The organism is Corynebacterium incognita, from assembly GCF_014217255.1.
Classification (GTDB): domain Bacteria; phylum Actinomycetota; class Actinomycetes; order Mycobacteriales; family Mycobacteriaceae; genus Corynebacterium; species Corynebacterium incognitum.
On the sequence record NZ_CP059404.1, the window covers coordinates 234,418 to 251,168 of the forward strand.

General features: G+C 59.9%; 12 protein-coding genes. 6 read left to right on the plus strand and 6 right to left on the minus strand.

Annotated elements, in window-relative coordinates:
- Positions 1 to 112 precede the first annotated feature (112 nt).
- Positions 113 to 1,588 (plus strand): peptide MFS transporter, encoded by a 1,476-nt coding sequence (locus H0194_RS01150; protein WP_281382575.1) that lies wholly within the window; start codon positions 113 to 115, stop codon positions 1,586 to 1,588.
- On the opposite strand, the gene H0194_RS01155 is transcribed toward H0194_RS01150, so the two are convergent.
- The gene (locus H0194_RS01155) at positions 1,561 to 2,820 is read right to left on the minus strand and encodes a DUF4192 domain-containing protein (protein WP_185176072.1); all 1,260 of its coding nucleotides are present in this window, start codon (positions 2,818 to 2,820) and stop codon (positions 1,561 to 1,563) included. The genes H0194_RS01150 and H0194_RS01155 overlap by 28 nt on opposite strands.
- A gap of 269 nt (positions 2,821 to 3,089) precedes the next feature.
- Between H0194_RS01155 and H0194_RS01160 the strand changes: the two genes are divergently transcribed.
- The 3 genes from H0194_RS01160 to H0194_RS01170 are packed head-to-tail and all read left to right on the plus strand — an operon-like array spanning position 3,090 to position 7,142.
- Positions 3,090 to 4,070, plus strand: a complete 981-nt coding sequence (locus H0194_RS01160) for a PAC2 family protein (RefSeq protein WP_185176073.1) — start codon at positions 3,090 to 3,092, stop codon at positions 4,068 to 4,070.
- Positions 4,071 to 4,080: 10 nt separating this feature from the next.
- Positions 4,081 to 6,624, plus strand: coding sequence for a DEAD/DEAH box helicase (locus H0194_RS01165; RefSeq protein WP_185176074.1), 2,544 nt, complete (start codon positions 4,081 to 4,083; stop codon positions 6,622 to 6,624).
- Complete coding sequence (locus H0194_RS01170) at positions 6,624 to 7,142, plus strand: hypothetical protein (RefSeq protein WP_185176075.1); 519 nt, start codon at positions 6,624 to 6,626, stop codon at positions 7,140 to 7,142. The genes H0194_RS01165 and H0194_RS01170 overlap by 1 nt, the downstream gene beginning before the upstream one ends.
- A gap of 76 nt (positions 7,143 to 7,218) precedes the next feature.
- Here H0194_RS01170 and ahpD read toward each other — a convergent pair whose 3' ends face one another.
- Together ahpD and H0194_RS01180 are read right to left on the minus strand one after the other, a co-directional pair.
- On the minus strand, positions 7,219 to 7,743 hold the full coding sequence (ahpD, locus tag H0194_RS01175) for an alkylhydroperoxidase, AhpD family (RefSeq protein ID WP_185176076.1): 525 nt from the start codon (positions 7,741 to 7,743) through the stop codon (positions 7,219 to 7,221).
- A gap of 104 nt (positions 7,744 to 7,847) precedes the next feature.
- Positions 7,848 to 8,444 (minus strand): peroxiredoxin, encoded by a 597-nt coding sequence (locus tag H0194_RS01180; protein WP_185176077.1) that lies wholly within the window; start codon positions 8,442 to 8,444, stop codon positions 7,848 to 7,850.
- 159 nt (positions 8,445 to 8,603) lie between these two features.
- On the opposite strand from H0194_RS01180, the gene H0194_RS01185 reads away from it, so the two are divergent.
- Complete coding sequence (locus H0194_RS01185; protein ID WP_185176078.1) at positions 8,604 to 9,566, plus strand: hydrogen peroxide-inducible genes activator; 963 nt, start codon at positions 8,604 to 8,606, stop codon at positions 9,564 to 9,566.
- A gap of 94 nt (positions 9,567 to 9,660) precedes the next feature.
- Here H0194_RS01185 and H0194_RS01190 read toward each other — a convergent pair whose 3' ends face one another.
- Entirely contained in the window at positions 9,661 to 10,860 is a 1,200-nt protein-coding gene (locus H0194_RS01190; RefSeq protein WP_185176079.1) for a hypothetical protein, read from the minus strand.
- A 61-nt stretch (positions 10,861 to 10,921) separates the two neighbouring features.
- Positions 10,922 to 11,542: a hypothetical protein gene (locus H0194_RS01195; RefSeq protein WP_185176080.1), complete on the minus strand. Its 621-nt coding sequence runs from the start codon at positions 11,540 to 11,542 to the stop codon at positions 10,922 to 10,924.
- A 554-nt stretch (positions 11,543 to 12,096) separates the two neighbouring features.
- On the opposite strand from H0194_RS01195, the gene hrpA reads away from it, so the two are divergent.
- Positions 12,097 to 16,035 (plus strand): ATP-dependent RNA helicase HrpA, encoded by a 3,939-nt coding sequence (hrpA, locus tag H0194_RS01200; protein ID WP_185176081.1) that lies wholly within the window; start codon positions 12,097 to 12,099, stop codon positions 16,033 to 16,035.
- Here hrpA and nrdR read toward each other — a convergent pair.
- Entirely contained in the window at positions 16,032 to 16,490 is a 459-nt protein-coding gene (gene nrdR, locus H0194_RS01205; RefSeq protein ID WP_185176082.1) for a transcriptional regulator NrdR, read from the minus strand. The two genes, hrpA and nrdR, sit on opposite strands and share 4 nt — an antisense overlap.
- Positions 16,491 to 16,751 lie beyond the last annotated feature (261 nt).

The following is a 16,751-nucleotide window of genomic DNA, read 5'->3' on the forward strand; positions in this document are numbered from 1 at the left end:
CACCCTACCGCAAGTCGATTTGCCATAATTGCTTTTCATGACGCATCTTGAACACTGTTCATCAAACTCCGCGAAGAAAGCTCCGGACACTAAGCCCCCATTGAGCCCCGGCGTGACACGGCTTCCGTTAGCGGTTCCCGCAGTTGTCTCCGTCGAAATGTGGGAACGCTTTAGCTTCTACGGAATGCAGTCAATCCTGGCCTACTACCTCTATGGACAGCTGGCCGATGGTGGCATTGGCCTTGAGCGTGGCGAGGCCACGGCCCTGGTCGGCAGCTACGGCGCGTTCCTCTACTTATGCACCTTCGTCGGCGGCTGGATAGGCGACCACGTCCTAGGCCCGGAGCGGACCTTGCTCACCGGCGCGGGCGCATTGATGGCAGGGCACCTTGCGTTGTCCACCAGCACAGGGCTGGGTGGAGCCATACTCGGCCTCATACCCATTGCGGTCGGGTCCGGCTTTCTAAAAACCGCGGCCATCACAATGCTCAATGCGGTACTCCGCGGCACCGGCACACCGGAGGGGAAAGTCACCGGCGTATTCCAGGTGTTTTATTCCGGCATCAATATAGGCGGAGTACTCGGCCCATTGCTCTGCGGGTGGTTAGCTGCTCGCTATGGCTTCCACGCCGGATTCGTGGCTGCTGCTGTCCTGATGGGGCTGGGGCTGTGCGGCTACCTTGCTTTGCGCAGCCGCATGTTGTCTGCTCTCCCCAACACCGTCCTGGCCGAGCTTAATCCGCGGCTCTACGGGGATCAGCCGCCACAAGTTACCTTGCCCAAAATCATGGCGGTGTGTCTTATGACCATCGGCGTCATCGCTGTGGGCCTCTTGCTGTATACCCGGATTCTGTCGCCCGGCGCGCTAGCGAACGGCATGCTCACCGCAACGGTCTTGACGACCATCGGCCTATTCGCCACCATGCTGACGTCGACACACGTAAGCGCAGCTGAACGTCGCCGCGTGGTCTTGTTCGTCCCGTTGTTTATCGCTTCCACGCTGTATTGGTTCCTGTTTGGTCAGGTCTCGGGCGTGCTTGCGGTTTATTCCGACCTCCGACTGGATCGTATTGTGGGCGGTTTTGAGATCCCACCTTCATGGACACAGTCTTTGAATTCTTTTTGGGTTTTGATCCTCGTCGGCCCATTCGCAGCGTTACTCAATAGGCTGGGCGACAAAGCCCCGCGGGTGACGACGCTGATGCCTCTTGGTCTTATCATCGCCGGGCTCACTCCCCTTCCACTGTTGTTTTACGTCGGACAGGCCGAGGCGAGCACCCCTTTCGTCATCTTTGCCTTGGCTATCTTGCTGCTGACCACTGGAGAGATGCTCATTGGCCCAACTGGCATGGCTTCGACCGGGGAGTACGCCCCAGCTGCCTTCCGCACTCGATTCTCAGCGCTATTTTTCTTGTCCATCGCCGTCGGCTCGTCCCTTGCCGGAGCAGTGTCTCCGTTGTACAACCCGGAGTCTGCCACCGCGGAGAGTTGGTACCTAGGCGTAGTCGCTGCCGTGCCGATAGTGGTCGGCATGACGTTGTGGGCCCTCGGCAGGCGCGGCTACGTCCACCCCAGCTCCTCCATGTAAGTGGTGAGGGAATCCTCGCTTCCCCGTTTGAGTAGTCTCGCCACTGAATCAAAGCCGGCAATCTGGTAGTACTCCATAACCCAACGCGACAAAGTGTGGTGAGGGTACGCGTTCGTGGCGAGATTGAGCGCCGCGTTGAAGCGATTGGGGTGTCCAGCGAGGGTGCTGCACACACCCAAAATCACCAGCGCGTTGGCGCGGATGTCGCCCTTGAAAGTCGCCACGACTGCTTCCATAATAAGCGCAGCGGCATCCGGCGCGGCGAGGAACTGGGCAAGGGCGACGTCGCGTGAGCGTACGTGCGCAAGCCACATGCCGATCGTGAACAACAGCTCCTCGTCAGCCAGCAGTGCGTCCACTACACTGGCACGGTCCATGAAGTCGCCGGCGAGGGCAGCAGCATGCTCTTGCGCAATCTCCGCGCACACCAGCGCAGAGTCACAGACGATGTCGTGCAAATCATACTTCTCAGTCCCCTCCGGGCTGACGATCGCCAGGAAGCCCTCGTTGCCCAGGTCAGCGCCAATTCGCATCGCCTGTTCGTGAAGGCGGGCGCATTCCTCTTCGCCGAGGAAACGATTGCTGTCCCGGAATTGATTGATGTATGCCTCGCGGGAGCTCGCAGGAATAGAGCCCGCTTCCTTAAGCGCCTCGAAACTCGGGGTCGTTTCCAGCGCGGGCACGCGTCCCACCGCGGACCACCACCCATCATGTAGCTGTCCGTGATTAGCCACCCGGGGCCCGAACCACTGCTCGTAGAGTTCCCCCTCCGCAATGTCGGGAACGTGCCAGCACGCATCGATAACCAACGAGTGAGCGCCGCAGACACTTCCCGGAGCGCCAGACTGGTAGAGAACCTCCGCGAGTTCATCAATAACACGCTGTGGCGCCTTAGAAATGATGACTGCAAAAACTACAGTGCAGTGAAGCGTGGACAAGATGCGCTGCGCCTCAGTGTAACCGCGCAAGTCGCCTATGTCGACGCGCAGGATAGGGCCATGCTCAGCGAGAACGACGGCGTCGTCACCGTCGCAATCATCGCAATGCTCTGCAGATGCCCCGATGAGAACCAGGGATTCTGTGGGGAAGAAGCCAAGCGTGCCCGGGATGTTGGCGATGAGTTGCCCGGGCGTGGTCAGCGTGTGCATCGCATTGTCAGAGAGGGGCACGGATTGGTGGTTGAGGGATTTTGGGTGGTCGTCGTTCCAGTGGTCAGTGTGTAAGTGTGTCATGACGCTGAGTATGGGCAACCGCGCAAAGGTTAACTAGACGGCATCGCTGGTGGCTGTGGATAACGCCGTCGCAAGGCCGCGATTTTTTCCACAGGCCAAGCAATCTTGGTTGTGCCGGAACCCAAGAGAGCGAATTCACGTCTAAAGGAATGCAAAAAGGCTGCGGGAAACTGCGCTAGAATGTGAGGTTTAACAGCTAGTGAAAGTAAACCGGAATACTTAGCAACCCGGTGTGGTTGTGCCAGGGTGAAACATAGGAGGTATCAACGATGAACGACGCGCAGCGCCGCATGTACGAGTTGGAGTACCCATCCCCTGCCATTCGGGATGACTACGCCAAGGAACAAGACACCACCATGGTGGTTGCACTCAAGGGTTACGCTGATGCTGGCCTAGCCGTCGAGTCGAGCGCCGACCACCTACAGGCGGCCTTGGAAAACCACCCTTTAGCCTCCTTCAACAACGATGAGCTGATCGATTACCGCTCGCGGCGCCCGGCCGTCACTCTAGATGGGGCTGCCCCGGTGGAGATTGAAGAATTAGAGCTCTCGATTAAGGTCTTACGCGATCTTCGCGGTAAACCTTTTCTCCTCTTGTCGGGCCCTGAGCCTGACCTGCGCTGGGAGGCGTTTACCACTGCCGTCGCGGACTTGGTGGACAAGTACGACGTAGACAACGTTATCTTCCTTTACGCCGCGCCCATGCCCGTGCCGCACACTCGCCCGTTGATTGTGACAGCGCACGGTATTTCCCACGAGCTGGTAAGCCGAATGATCAAGATGGACGCTAAAATGATGGTGCCCGGAAGCGCCACGATGTTTATCGAAAAGGAGCTGACGAAGCGCGGGCGCAACGTGGCGGGATATACTGCCCACGTCCCGCACTACCTTGCCGCCTCCGCGTACCCGAAAGCTACGTTAAACTTGCTGGATGCGGTCGCGCAGTCGGCAGATCTGCAACTTCCGCTGCAGGCGCTGGAGTACGACGTGGCTAACGTGGATGCACAGCTGGAGCAGCAACTGTCCGACTCGGACGAGGTCGCCACTGTTGTGCACGGCCTAGAGCGCCAGTTCGATGACGCATGGGATCGCTACCGTCTTGAGCACCCGCAGGCGATCATGCCCGGCGAGGAGCATGCCCCGACTGGCGATGAGCTCAGCGCGGAGTTTGAGAAATTCCTCGCCTCTCTCGAGGAAAACCCCGGCACTCCGGGGACAGAAACGGGCGGTAACGGACCGGATATCGCCTAAGCTTTAGGGCGTGAAACTTTCCGAGCTGATCCCCGACCTGAACGAAGTTCCAGAAGCGCTCGTTGATGAAGCGATCTGGGACTCGTTTATTTCCTGGACCACCCATCGTGGCATCTCGTTGTACCCCGCGCAGGAGGAGGCCAGCCTAGGCATCCTCGCGGGCGACAACGTCATCCTCGCTACCCCAACCGGTTCTGGTAAGTCCATGGTGGCCAACGCGGCGCATTTCATCGCGTTGGCCCGCGGCCAGCGCAGTTTCTATACCGCGCCTATCAAGGCGCTGGTCTCGGAGAAGTTCTTCGCGCTCTGCGACATCTTTGGCCCAGAAAACGTCGGCATGATGACGGGCGATGCGACCGTCAACGGCGGCGCGCCAATCATCGCCGCCACCGCGGAGATCGTGGCCAATATCGCGCTACGCGACGGCGCGGAGGCCAACATCGACCAGGTCGTCATGGACGAGTTCCACTACTACTCCGAGCCCGACCGTGGCTGGGCGTGGCAGGTACCCCTTCTGGAGCTTCCTAAAGCGCAGTTCCTGCTCATGTCCGCCACCTTGGGTGATACGCAGTGGCTGGAAGAAGACCTCTCCGCCCGCACCGGCCGCGACACGAACTTAGTGGCTGGCAGCACCCGCCCAGTGCCGCTAAGTTTTTCCTACGTTTTTACCCCGGTGCACGAAACCATCGAGGAGCTACTCTCGGATGGCAAGGCTCCCATCTACGTGGTGCATTTCTCCCAACGTGAGGCCACCGAACGCGCCCAGGCGCTGACTTCATTGAACTTCCTGAGCAAGGAGGACAAGGCCCGCATCGCCGAGGAAATCGGTTCCTTCCGCTTCACCACCACCTTCGGCAAAGTTCTCTCCACACTCCTGCGCCAGGGCATCGGCATCCACCACGCGGGTATGCTGCCGAAGTACCGCCGCCTCGTCGAAAAGCTCTCCCAAACCGGATTGCTCAAGGTCATCTGCGGCACCGATACCCTGGGCGTGGGCATCAACGTTCCCATCCGCACCGTATTGATGACGGGTTTGGCCAAGTTTGACGGCACGAAACAACGCATCGTTAAATCACGTGAGTTCCACCAGATTGCCGGACGCGCGGGGCGTGCTGGTTACGACACGGAGGGCACCGTCGTGGTTCAAGCGCCGGAGCACGAGATCGAAAACGTCAAGCTCCGCCGCAAGGCCGGCGACGATCCGAAAAAGCTAAAGAAAATCCGCAAGAAGGCCCCACGCGATGGCCAGGTGTCGTGGTCCGAAAATACCTTTAATCGGCTGACTGACGCCGAGCCGGAGCAGCTCACGAGCCAGTTCCGGGTGTCCAATTCCATGCTCATCAACGTGCTATCTCGCCACGGCGACACCTATGAGCACATGAAGCACCTGCTGCGCACCAACCACGATTCGCGCGCACAACAAAACCAGCACATCCTCACCGCGCTTGATCTGTTCCGCGGCCTCGTCAACGCCGGCATCGTGCAGAAATCTACCAAGGGCTTGGACATCTACGGTCGCCCCTATCACCTCGTGCGCGAGTTGCAGCGTGACTTTGCGCTCAACCAGCCGCTATCACCCTTCGCGCTCGCGTGCCTCGAACTCTTGGACAAGGAATCGCCGACCTATACCTTGGACGTCATCAGCGTCTTCGAAGCCATCCTCGACGATCCGCGGCAGGTGCTCATCGCTCAGCAGAAACAGGCCCGGGGCGAAGAAATCGCCGCTCTCAAGGCCGACGGCGTGGACTATACCGAGCGCATGGCGATCGTCGAGGATGTCACGTGGCCGATGCCGCTGCAGGAGCTGCTGGAGGACGCCTACGAGACCTTCGCTCAGGGCAGCCCGTGGGTCAAGGAATTCGACATCTCGCCGAAGTCCGTCGTACGCGACATGATCGAACACGCGATGACGTTTAGCGATCTCATCGCCACCTACGGCCTCGCGCGCTCCGAGGGCGTCGTTCTGCGTTACCTCACCGATGCGTGGCGCACCCTTGCACATTCGGTACCCACGGAGTACCTGACGGAGGAGCTTTCCGACGTCGTCGCCTGGCTCGGTGAGATGGTGCGCCAGGTGGACTCCTCTCTGGTCGACGAGTGGGCTCAGATGGCGGGCGAAGACTCCCCGGTGTCCGAAGACGTCGTCAAGCGCGAACTTGCCTTTGGCGTGGAGGACCCGAACGCGCTCACCGCCAACCGCCGTGCGTTCACAATCATGGTGCGCAACCTCTTCTTCCGCATCGTGGATCTCTTCGCCCTCGAGAAGGAAGACACCCTGGAGGAGATGTTCTCTTACCTCGACGAACAGCCCGATTGGGGCGCACACCTTGACGATTATTTCGAGGACTACGACGACATCGACGCCGGCCCCGATGCCCGCGGCCCCGAGTATTTCCGGCTGCTGGACACCACCGGGCGTACGTGGCAGGTCCGCCAAATCATCAAGGATCCCGACGGCGATAACGCCTACCAAGTCGTAGGAACCGTCGACCTCGACGCTTCGGATGAGGTCGGTGAGGTGCGCCTGAAAGTCCTCACGATCGAGGGGGCATAGTGCAGGGCTATATCAAGCGCTTCGGCGACTACGCCGTGCGGCTGACCGACGAGGCCGCAGATGACGAGTACCAGGCAGACATCGCGCACCGCGCGAACAGCGTCATTGTGGCTGCGCTCAAGCCAATACTACTGGCTACCGGGGCGCTGTTGTCGTGGGTCCTCCCCGGCACTCTTGCCTTGTGGAGCCTGGTCACTTTCATACCGTCATTGATCTTTGTCGCCGTCGGCGAGACCTGGATGCGCAATTACGCCCCACGGCCGGAGGCCTCTTTCCCGCTCCCACTGATGATCGTCACCATGATTCCGTCGGTGGTGATGCTCGCCGGGCTGTTGTACAACGTCGTTGGCCCTGGCGCTGGCAACAACTCACTCGCGGTCTTCGCGGACTCGCTCAACGGGGGCCTCATCGGAATGATCATCGGGGCCGTCATAGGAGGTGTCATCGCTTTCGAACGCTCGCGGCGCAACCGCGCCAAAGACACGCGGCTGCTGGAGGCCGAACTAGCCGACGACTAAGGACCGTCCCACCTTCCGGTAGGAACGGTCCTTGAATGAATTGTGGCGTTACTCCGCCAGCGTTAGCGCAGTGGCTTTAGCGGGCAGCCTCCACCTGTACGGCCTGCGCGACGGCCTGGACGACGCCGGCAATCTTGACGACCTCCCAGACCTGCTCCTTGGTGATGCCTTCTTCCTGGACAGTCTTAGCGTGAGCCACCAGGCAGTGCTCGCAGCCGTTGATTGCGGAGACGGCAGCAGACCACAGCTCGAAGTTGACCTTCTCCACGCCCGGCTTGGAGATGATGTTCATGCGAAGGCCGAACTTGACCTGCGCGTAGTCATCGCCCAGCCACCCCTTGGCACGGTAGGCAACGTTGTTCATGGCCATGACGGTGGCGGCGCCGTAAGCTGCCTCGATGGCCTCCTCGGACAGGTGCTCCTTGGCTTCTTCAGCGATTTCAGCCAGGACCTTGTCATTGCGGGTCGCCGCGGCGGAAGCCAGCAGGGTGCCCCACAGCTGCTCTTCGTTGAGCTCGGTGGAACGGGTCAGGGTGCCCAGGTTCAGCTTCTGATCCTTGGCGTACTCCGGCAGGGCACTCTTCAAGTTATCAATAGACATAATCTTCCTTCCTCCAGATTTAGATAGGTAAATTTCAGAAAGTGTTCGTGAAATGCCCCGTTCGCGGCGCGGACGGGGCACATCGAGTCAAACCTTGTCGCGGTTTACTTCAGGGACTCCTGAACGACGTCCATTTTGTTGATGTTCTTGGTGGGGTCGTTCTTCTCCCAGTTGCAAGCGCAAACCTCTTCGGACTGCAGAGCATCCAGGACACGCAGCACCTCATCCACGTTGCGGCCCACAGCATCCGGGGTCACAGACACGAACTGAATGACGCCATCTGGGTCAACGATGAAGGTGGCACGGTCAGCAACGCCGTCGTTGTTCTCGACACCCAGAGCACGAATCAGCTCGTGCTTAACATCAGCAAACATCGGGAACGGAACACCCTTGAGCTCCGGGTGAGTAGCACGCCAGTTGAAGTGTGCAAACTCGTTGTCGGTGGAGCCGCCCAGGATCTGGGTGTCGCGATCCTGGAATTCCTCATCCAGCTTGCCGAATGCAGCGATCTCGGTCGGGCAGACGAAGGTGAAGTCCTTCGGGTAGAAGAAGACGACCTTCCACTTACCCTGGTACTTGTCCAGGGAAACCTGCTCAAAGTAGTCCTCTGGCTGGTTGGCGTTCACCTCGTGGAGGTCGCCACCCTTGAGTGCGGTCAGTTCGAACTCTGGAAACTGCTCACCAACGGTCAAAATAGGCATATTATCTCCCCAATCTCGGTACACTGAAAGTGCAATCGTTCCAATGTGATTTATATCCACACCGGCAGAACGGCATAACCGTTCGTCACAGACCATTATGCCCACATTCGTGGCCGGTGTCAATAGTTAAACTTATCTATTTAAGCTATAGTGATAGGCATGAGCAATAAAGACTACCGGCCAACTCTCGCCCAGCTGCGCACCTTCGTCACGATTGCGGAGCACAAACATTTTGGCACCGCAGCCAACAAGCTGCAGATATCCCAGCCATCACTGTCGCAGGCTCTCGTCGCCTTAGAACAAGGTCTTAATATTCAACTCATCGAGCGCTCCACCCGTCGCGTCATTGTGACAGCTGCGGGTGAGCAGCTCCTCCCCTACGCCAAAGCGACACTCGACGCCGCGGATTCTTTCCTCAATCAGTCCCGCGGCGCCAGCGGCCCACTCAGCGGCCAGCTGGCCATCGGCATTATCCCCACGGTCGCCCCGTACATCCTCCCTGAGTTCCTCACTTTGGTGAACGAGACCTACCCCGACCTCGAGCCACTGATCGTGGAGGAGCAAACGCACCACCTTATCCAGCAGCTTCGGGACGGCCGCTTGGACCTTGCCATCATCGCTTTGCCCTCCGAAGCGCCTGGGCTCGTGGAAAGGCCACTGTACAAGGAGCGTTTCTCCGTCGTGGTGCATTCCGACCACCCTTTGGCCAATCGCAACAATGTGAAGCTCAAGGACCTCGAGGATCTGGACCTGCTGTTGCTCGACGACGGCCACTGCCTCCGCGACCAAATCATCGACCTGTGCCGAGCGGCACAAGTTAATCCTTCGAAGTCCACAAACTCCGTGACGCGCGCCGCTTCTCTCACCACAATCGTGCAATTAGTGGCCGCCGGGCTCGGCTCCACGCTCGTGCCCGAGTCCGCGATCAGTCTCGGCTGCGGCCGCCCGAACCTTGCGGTGTCCCACTTCGCCAAGAGCGTGACCGCCGAACGCGAAATCGGTATCGTATTCCGTTCCTCGGCCTCGCGCTCCGAGGCTTTTGAAAAGCTCGGTGACCTCGTCACCCAGGCCTTCAACACCGCCATCGCAGCGAACAAGGCACACGACGTCGTCGCTGAGTAGCGCCTTCTTCACACGCGAGAGCCGCTGACGCCCTAAGAGGTTGTCAGCGGCTTTCGCTGTGGAGATTTAAGCCATAAAGACAAGGCTTATCGGGCTAGTAGCCCACCACCTGCGGTGCGGGCGCGCCCATGCTGCGTCCTTCGTAGTCGCCGCGAATCTGGCGATACAGATAGGCAAGGCCAAGGTAGTACGCCGGGTACAACACCACCGCGCCAAGTCCCAAAGTGACCATTATTCCGACGAAGAGCAACAGGCCAGCCAGCAACATATAACCAAACAGGTGCCAGAAGTGCCCCTTTGTAGCCTTCCACGACGCCGAGATTGGGTTACCCGCCCCGCCCTCAGCGGCGAAGTAAATCGCGAGGGACAGCTTGGTGGATACAAACACTATCGCCACATAAACAGCGATGAAAAGAACAATTCCCAACACCGTGAGCGCAGCATTTTCCTCGGCCGCACCAAAGCCGATGGCAAAAGCCGCGGGAAGGACAACGAGAAGCTCCACGAGGACAACGATGAGCACGACGCCAATCATCGTTCCAAAGATGCTCAGCCAACGGACCCCACGTACTGCGTCACCTACGCCCATCTTCGCCTGATTGAGCTGTTTGACCATGGCGTTATAAGCGATGGGACCAAGAAATAGCATTGCGACGAAGAACAATCCATAGACGATAAGTAGCGTCCCGAGTTCCGCCATCGCTTCATCAAACGATTGGTACGTCTCGGTACTACTTGCTTGCATGGCTGGCGAAGTCACCATCACACCAAAGAACACCGCGAAGAAACTGATGCCCAAGAGTAGAGGAACCAGAATCCATAACATCCAGTTGTTCAGGGTGCGCTTGATGCCCCACTTGAAGGCGTTCATGATGTCGAAGTCGCGCATGGGCGCCACGACGTCGCCGAACTGCTCTCCAGGGCCAACGCCGGCGATGCCGTGGGGATCATAGGTGCCGTAAGGCTGTTGCGGACCCCCGTAACTTCCCTGCGGAGCGCCGTAACCTGGCTGCCCGCCTCCATAAGCGGACTGATTGCCATACCCGGGGTCCTGCGCACCATAGGATCCATAGGAACTGCCTCCAACATCCCCAGAGTGCTGCTGCGGCTGAGGGTTCTGGGCACCGGGGTACGGGAAACCCTGTTCCGCTTTGTCTGCGCCGGAGCCATAGGGCTGTTGCCCGTCCGAGGCACCATTTGTTCCGAATGGGTTGTGCCCTCCGCCTTGCTCGCTGCGTGGGTCGCGGCCGTTGCCGTCAAAAGGCGATCCGTAAGGGTCATTGGGGTAAGTCATTGTCAACCTTCTTCTTCAAGTGGTGGTCTCGGCTAAGCCGACTTTCTTACTATGGCAGGTTTTATTTACCGGTGCTACCAAAGTCGGGGTATGACGTGCCGCCGTACGGCCCAGGTGCAAAGTTGTTGGCACCGCCAGCGACACCGCCGTTATCGGCTAACACGCCGCCGTTGGCTTCCCCACCAATCAGCTGGCGGTAGATGAATGACATACCCAGGTACATCGCTGGCATCGCGACGATGAACCCCAGAGATAGAGTTACAATTCCGATGCCCACAACACTCAAGGCTGCGGGGATGACATAGCCATAGACTCCGCCAAGGTTGCGGCCGGTCAGGGTCCAGGCTTGCTTCATCGCATCGACCGGAGGCACTCTGCGCTCCGCAATGAGGAATAGGCCAAACATGAGGCGCGGAAGAATACCAATAGCAATCAACAGATGAATGAGGTTGAGGAACATCGCCAGAACCACGCTGGTGTGAGCCGCCAACTGCACGATGAGGGAAGGCAGCTGCACCATCAATGCACCCACGAGCAGCGGGCCGTAGTGTATTCCCTTTACATCCGTCCAGGTGACTCGTTCCTTATTCAATTGCTGAACGCACAAGTGGATGATGAGCGGAAACACCACAACCATGATGACCATCTGAAGCAGCAACCTCACCGCAGCGAAGGTCTCCACCCCCCTCCGACGTCCCTGTCGCCGCACTATTGAAGTTCGCAGCTGTAGCACCGAAGAAGACCAGCATTTGCAGCAACCACAACGCGATACTGGGCAGGATAAAAACCTGCCAGGAACGCAGCACTGTGCGCAGCGCCCACATGAATGCTCGTCCGAATTCGAAGTTGCCGTCAGCCCTGACCGGCCCACCGGCTTGCGGGGCGCCTGCCGACGCCGCGGCTGGGTACTGCTGCTGCCCGTTGTTCATCGGCCCGGGTCCATACATCGGGCCGGACAGTGGCATCGCTTCAGGGGTCGCGCCATCCGAGGAATGGAAGGGCGAACCATAGGGCGAATTGTGGGGAGGAAGCGGGGTGGGCATCGCGGTCAACTTACCTTTCTTGTATATGTGAATGTCACACATAAGATGCCAGCTGCCGGTGTTTTGTTCCCGGGATGCAAAAATCCTTGGGCGCATTGGAAATACCCGCGGCGACTATCTCAACACCATCTGCTTCCCCGGACGGGGCAGACACCTCTCCCCCGCCAGGGATGAGTAGGATCAGACGTTGACTATGACTTCTGACAACCCCGCCACCGCCCCGACCCGCGACACACTCTTCGCGGAACTTGAGCACGTCAGCCTTGTCGACGCCCGCCTGTTCCGGCGACGACTCAAGAAGGCGCGCTCGCCGCAGGCATTGCAGGCGATTGCTGGGGACATCGCCAAGGCGCGGCGTCGAGTAGCGCTTGTCGACGCCGCGGTGCCCACCATCGAGTACCCGGAACAGCTCCCAGTCAGCGCCCGGAAGGACGACATCGCTGCAGCCATCGCGGAAAACCAAGTGGTCATCATCGCTGGCGAGACCGGATCCGGTAAAACCACCCAGATTCCGAAGATTTGTCTGGAGCTGGGCCGAGGACGGCGCGGACTCATCGGGCACACCCAGCCCCGGCGTATCGCGGCGCGCACCGTCGCCGAACGCATCGCCGATGAACTCGACCAGAAAATCGGCGAGACCGTCGGCTACGCCATCCGCTTCGACGACCGGGTCAGCGACACCACCGCGGTCAAGCTAATGACCGACGGTATTTTGCTCGCAGAGATGCAGCGCGACCGTTTCCTCAACAACTACGACACCATCATCATCGATGAGGCACACGAGCGCTCCCTCAACATTGACTTCCTGCTGGGTTACCTCAAGCGGCTGCTGCCGCAACGCCCGGATCTTAAAGTCATCATCACCTCTGCGACCATTGACCCGGAACGCTTCGCAGAACACTTCGCCACAGCAACTGGCGAACCCGCGCCCATCATTGAGGTCTCTGGGCGCACCTACCCCGTGGAGATCCGCTACCGGCCACTGGAATTCGAACGCGAGGGAAAGATCGTCGATCAGGACCCGTTGGACGGGCTGTGCGACGCCATCGCGGAACTCATGAACGAAGGTCCCGGCGACATCCTGTGTTTCTTTGCCGGCGAAAGGGATATCCGCGATGCGCAGGAAGCCATCGAGGGCCGCAGGTGGAAAGGCGTCGAGGTCACCCCACTGTACGGCCGGCTGTCCAACCAAGAACAGCACCGCGTGTTTTCCCCGCACTCCGGGCGCCGCATCGTGTTGGCCACCAATATCGCCGAGACATCACTGACCGTGCCCGGTATTCGGTACGTGGTGGACACCGGCACTGCCCGCATTTCCCGCTATTCCACGCGCACAAAGGTCCAGCGCCTGCCCATCGAGCCCATCTCTCAGGCCAGCGCGAATCAGCGCTCTGGCCGCTGTGGCCGTGTGGCAGACGGCATTGCGATTCGTTTGTACTCGGAAGAAGACTTCGCCTCCCGCCCCGAGTTCACCGACCCGGAAATCCTGCGCACCAACCTCGCTAGCGTCATCCTGCAAATGATCTCGCTGCGCTTAGGGGCCATTGAAGAGTTCCCCTTCATCCAGTCCCCGGACCACAAGTCCATCCGCGACGGCCTCGCCCTACTCAGCGAGCTGGGTGCCTTGGACTCCCCCACGCCCGCCGCCAAGGAACCTGCGACGCCGCGTCTCACGGACGTCGGCAAGCAACTAGCCCGCATCCCCGTGGATCCTCGAATGGCGCGCATGCTGGTGGAAGGCGCGCGTAACGGCTGTCTGGGCGACGTCATGGTGATCGTGGCGGCCATGACCATCCAAGACGTGCGCGAGCGCCCCCAGGACATGCAGGCCCAGGCCGACCAGGCACACGCACGCTTCAAGGACAAGGCCAGTGACTTTGTCGCCCTCCTCAACCTCTGGGACTACATCCAGGATTCGCGCAACGAGCTGTCCGGCAACGCCTTCCGCAAGCGCATGAAGAAGGAATTCCTACACTACATGCGCATCCGGGAATGGTTTGATCTCGTGCGCCAATTGCAAGACGTATCCAAGCAGCTGGGTTGGGTGACTGCCAAGGACGAGGTCACCGCACGCGCCCCGGACGCGATCCATCAGTCACTGCTCGCTGGCTTGCTGTCCAACATTGGCGCTCGCGACGGCAATTCCAAGGAGTTCTACGGAGCGCGCGGCACCAAGTTCCTGATTTTTCCCGGATCCGCGCTGGCGAAGAAGCCGCCGGAATTTGTCATGGCCGCGGAGCTCGTGGAAACCTCCCGGCTGTGGGCGCGCGACGTTGCCGCGATCGATCCGGCGTGGGTGGAAAAGCTCGCGGCCGGGCTGCTCAAGCACAACTACTCGGACCCAGTATGGTCCACAAAGCGCGGCGCCGCGATGGCCACGCAGCGCTCCACGCTGTACGGGGTGACCGTGGTGGCAGACCGCCAGGTCCCCTACCACCGCGTGGATCCCGTGTTGGCTCGTGACATGTTCATCCGCCACGCCCTGATTGGCGGCGAGTGGACGACCCACCACAAGTTCTTCCACAACAACGTGCGCAAGCTAGAGGAAGCCGCGGAGATTGAGGACAAAATCCGGCGCCGTGGCGTCATCGTGGATGAGGACGCCCTGTTTGACTTCTACGACCAGCGACTGCCTGACAGCGTCACGACCTCGCGCAACTTCGACCGGTGGTGGAAGAAAAAACACCGCGACGCACCAGACTTCCTCGACTTCGACCCCGCCGCCCTGGTGGAGGATTCCTCTGCCACCGAAGCCGGCGAGGCCTTCCCCGACGCGGTGACTCGCGGTTCAATGCGCTACGAGCTGCAGTATGCGTTTTCCCCTGGCGACCCACACGACGGTGTTACGGTCCTCATCCCACTGCCGATGTTGGCTGGCTTTGATGAGGAAGGCTGGGATTGGCTCGTACCGGGTCTGCGCGAAGAACTGGTCACTGAACTGATCCGCACTTTGCCCAAACACTTGCGCCGTTCCCTGGTACCGGCGCCACAGTTTGCGCAGGCGGCTTTGCCCAAGCTGATTCCCTATTCTGGTTCCATCACGCAGCAGCTTGCTGACGTCCTGCGTTCGCTCGGCGGCAGCGGCGTCAATGCCTCAGATTTTGATCTGGCAAAACTGCCTCCCCATCTCCGCATGAATTTCGCGGCTATCAATAAAAAGGGCAAGATCGTCGACGCCGACCGCGACATCGCTCAGCTACGAGCGCGCCAGGCCGGGTCGATCTCGTCCTCGGTGTCCAAAGCCGTGCGCCGCTCCAGCGGCGCCACCACCACTGCGACTGCCACCGAATGGACGCAGGACACGCTTGGCTCCGTCGAGGAGACTGTCACAACCAAGGTGGATGGCCACGCCATCACCGCCTATCCCGGCCTCGAAGTGACGCCGCAAGGAATCGCAAAACGGATCTTCCCGACCAAGGCGGCCGCTGACGCCTCTTTGTTTAGCGCTAACCTCACCTTGCTGCTCAAGGACACATCTGTCTCCGCAAAACAGATGACCAATGGCTTGCCCCTGCAGCAGCGCGTCGCGGTGGACCATTATCCGCACGGCGGGGCTGCCGGGTTAGTCACTGATGCCAAGGTGGCCGCCATCCGCGATGAGATGGTCGGCGCAGGCGGGCCGGCCCGCAGCCCGGAGGACTTCGAACTCCTCAAAGCGAAGGTCAAGCCCACAGTCCCAACCCAGGTACGCAACACGGTGGTGACTTTGGCACCTGCCCTCGTCACCTACGCCAACTTGCACAAAGAGCTGGCCTCATGGGAAGGGCCAGCCATTGAGGACATGCAGCGCCAACTAGAGTTCCTGCTGCCTAAGAACGCTGTCACTGTCCACGGTGTACGACACCTCAAGCATCTTCCGCGCTATCTGCAGGCGATGGAGATCCGCCTTCAGGAGATGAACCACGACCCGGATAAGGACGCGGACCGCCAGGACATGGTGGGCGAAGCCTACGCGCTCCTCAACAACCGCCTGCGCCAACTGCCCGCCGGGGCGGAGCAGTCACGTGAGGTCAAAGACATTAGATGGATGATAGAGGAATTGCGCGTCAGCCTCTTCGCACAACGGCTGGGCACAGCACACCCGGTGTCCCTGCGACGCATCGACAAGGCCGTAGCGAAGCTGGGCCGTTAGGCCCCTTCGCGGGCGCGGCGACGCATGAGACGAATCTCTGACTCGAAATCCTCCGCGCTGTCGAAGGACTTGTACACCGACGCGAAGCGCAGATAAGCCACCTCGTCGAGCTCGCGCAGCGGCTCCAAAATGGCTAACCCGATCTCATTCGCATTGACCTGGGAGCTGCCGTGGCTTCGCACTGTCTCCTCGACCTCTTGGGCAAGACGCTTCAACGCGTCATCACTGACCTCGCGCCCTTGGCACGCGCGACGTACGCCTCGGATCAGTTTGTCCCGGCTAAATGGCTCAGCAAGCCCGTTACGCTTCACAACCAACAAGACGGCCTTCTCCACGGTGGTAAACCGGCCTTTGCACGACGAGCATTCGCGTCGGCGCCGAATGGCCGCACCGCCGTCCGCCATGCGGGAGTCAATTACTCGCGACTGCTGGTGGTGACAAAACGGGCAATACAATCCAGGGCCTTCCTCAACTCGTGGAGTCCATTATGACCTTTATTCTAGCCCGCGCCCTGGAAGGGCATTAACGACCCACCAGGCTAGTCGAACGGTTTAACGCACTGAAGACGAGTACTCAACTACGGCGGCAGTATCGCGGCTCACCTGAGACTGCGGAGCAGGTGAATCCGAGACGCTCTGTCCGGCGATGAGCGTACCTACGAACACAGCGAAACCGAACACAGCACCTAGTGCGATGTCCTGGCGACGAGAGCCTCG

Coding starts and splice junctions, on each gene's coding strand:
- H0194_RS01155 (WP_185176072.1), bottom strand. CDS start 2,820: ATGACACACTTACACACTGACCACTGGAACGACGACCACCCAAAATCC.
- hrpA (WP_185176081.1), top strand. CDS start 12,097: ATGACTTCTGACAACCCCGCCACCGCCCCGACCCGCGACACACTCTTC.
- H0194_RS01190 (WP_185176079.1), bottom strand. CDS start 10,860: ATGACTTACCCCAATGACCCTTACGGATCGCCTTTTGACGGCAACGGC.
- H0194_RS01180 (WP_185176077.1), bottom strand. CDS start 8,444: ATGCCTATTTTGACCGTTGGTGAGCAGTTTCCAGAGTTCGAACTGACC.
- H0194_RS01185 (WP_185176078.1), top strand. CDS start 8,604: ATGAGCAATAAAGACTACCGGCCAACTCTCGCCCAGCTGCGCACCTTC.
- H0194_RS01160 (WP_185176073.1), top strand. CDS start 3,090: ATGAACGACGCGCAGCGCCGCATGTACGAGTTGGAGTACCCATCCCCT.
- ahpD (WP_185176076.1), bottom strand. CDS start 7,743: ATGTCTATTGATAACTTGAAGAGTGCCCTGCCGGAGTACGCCAAGGAT.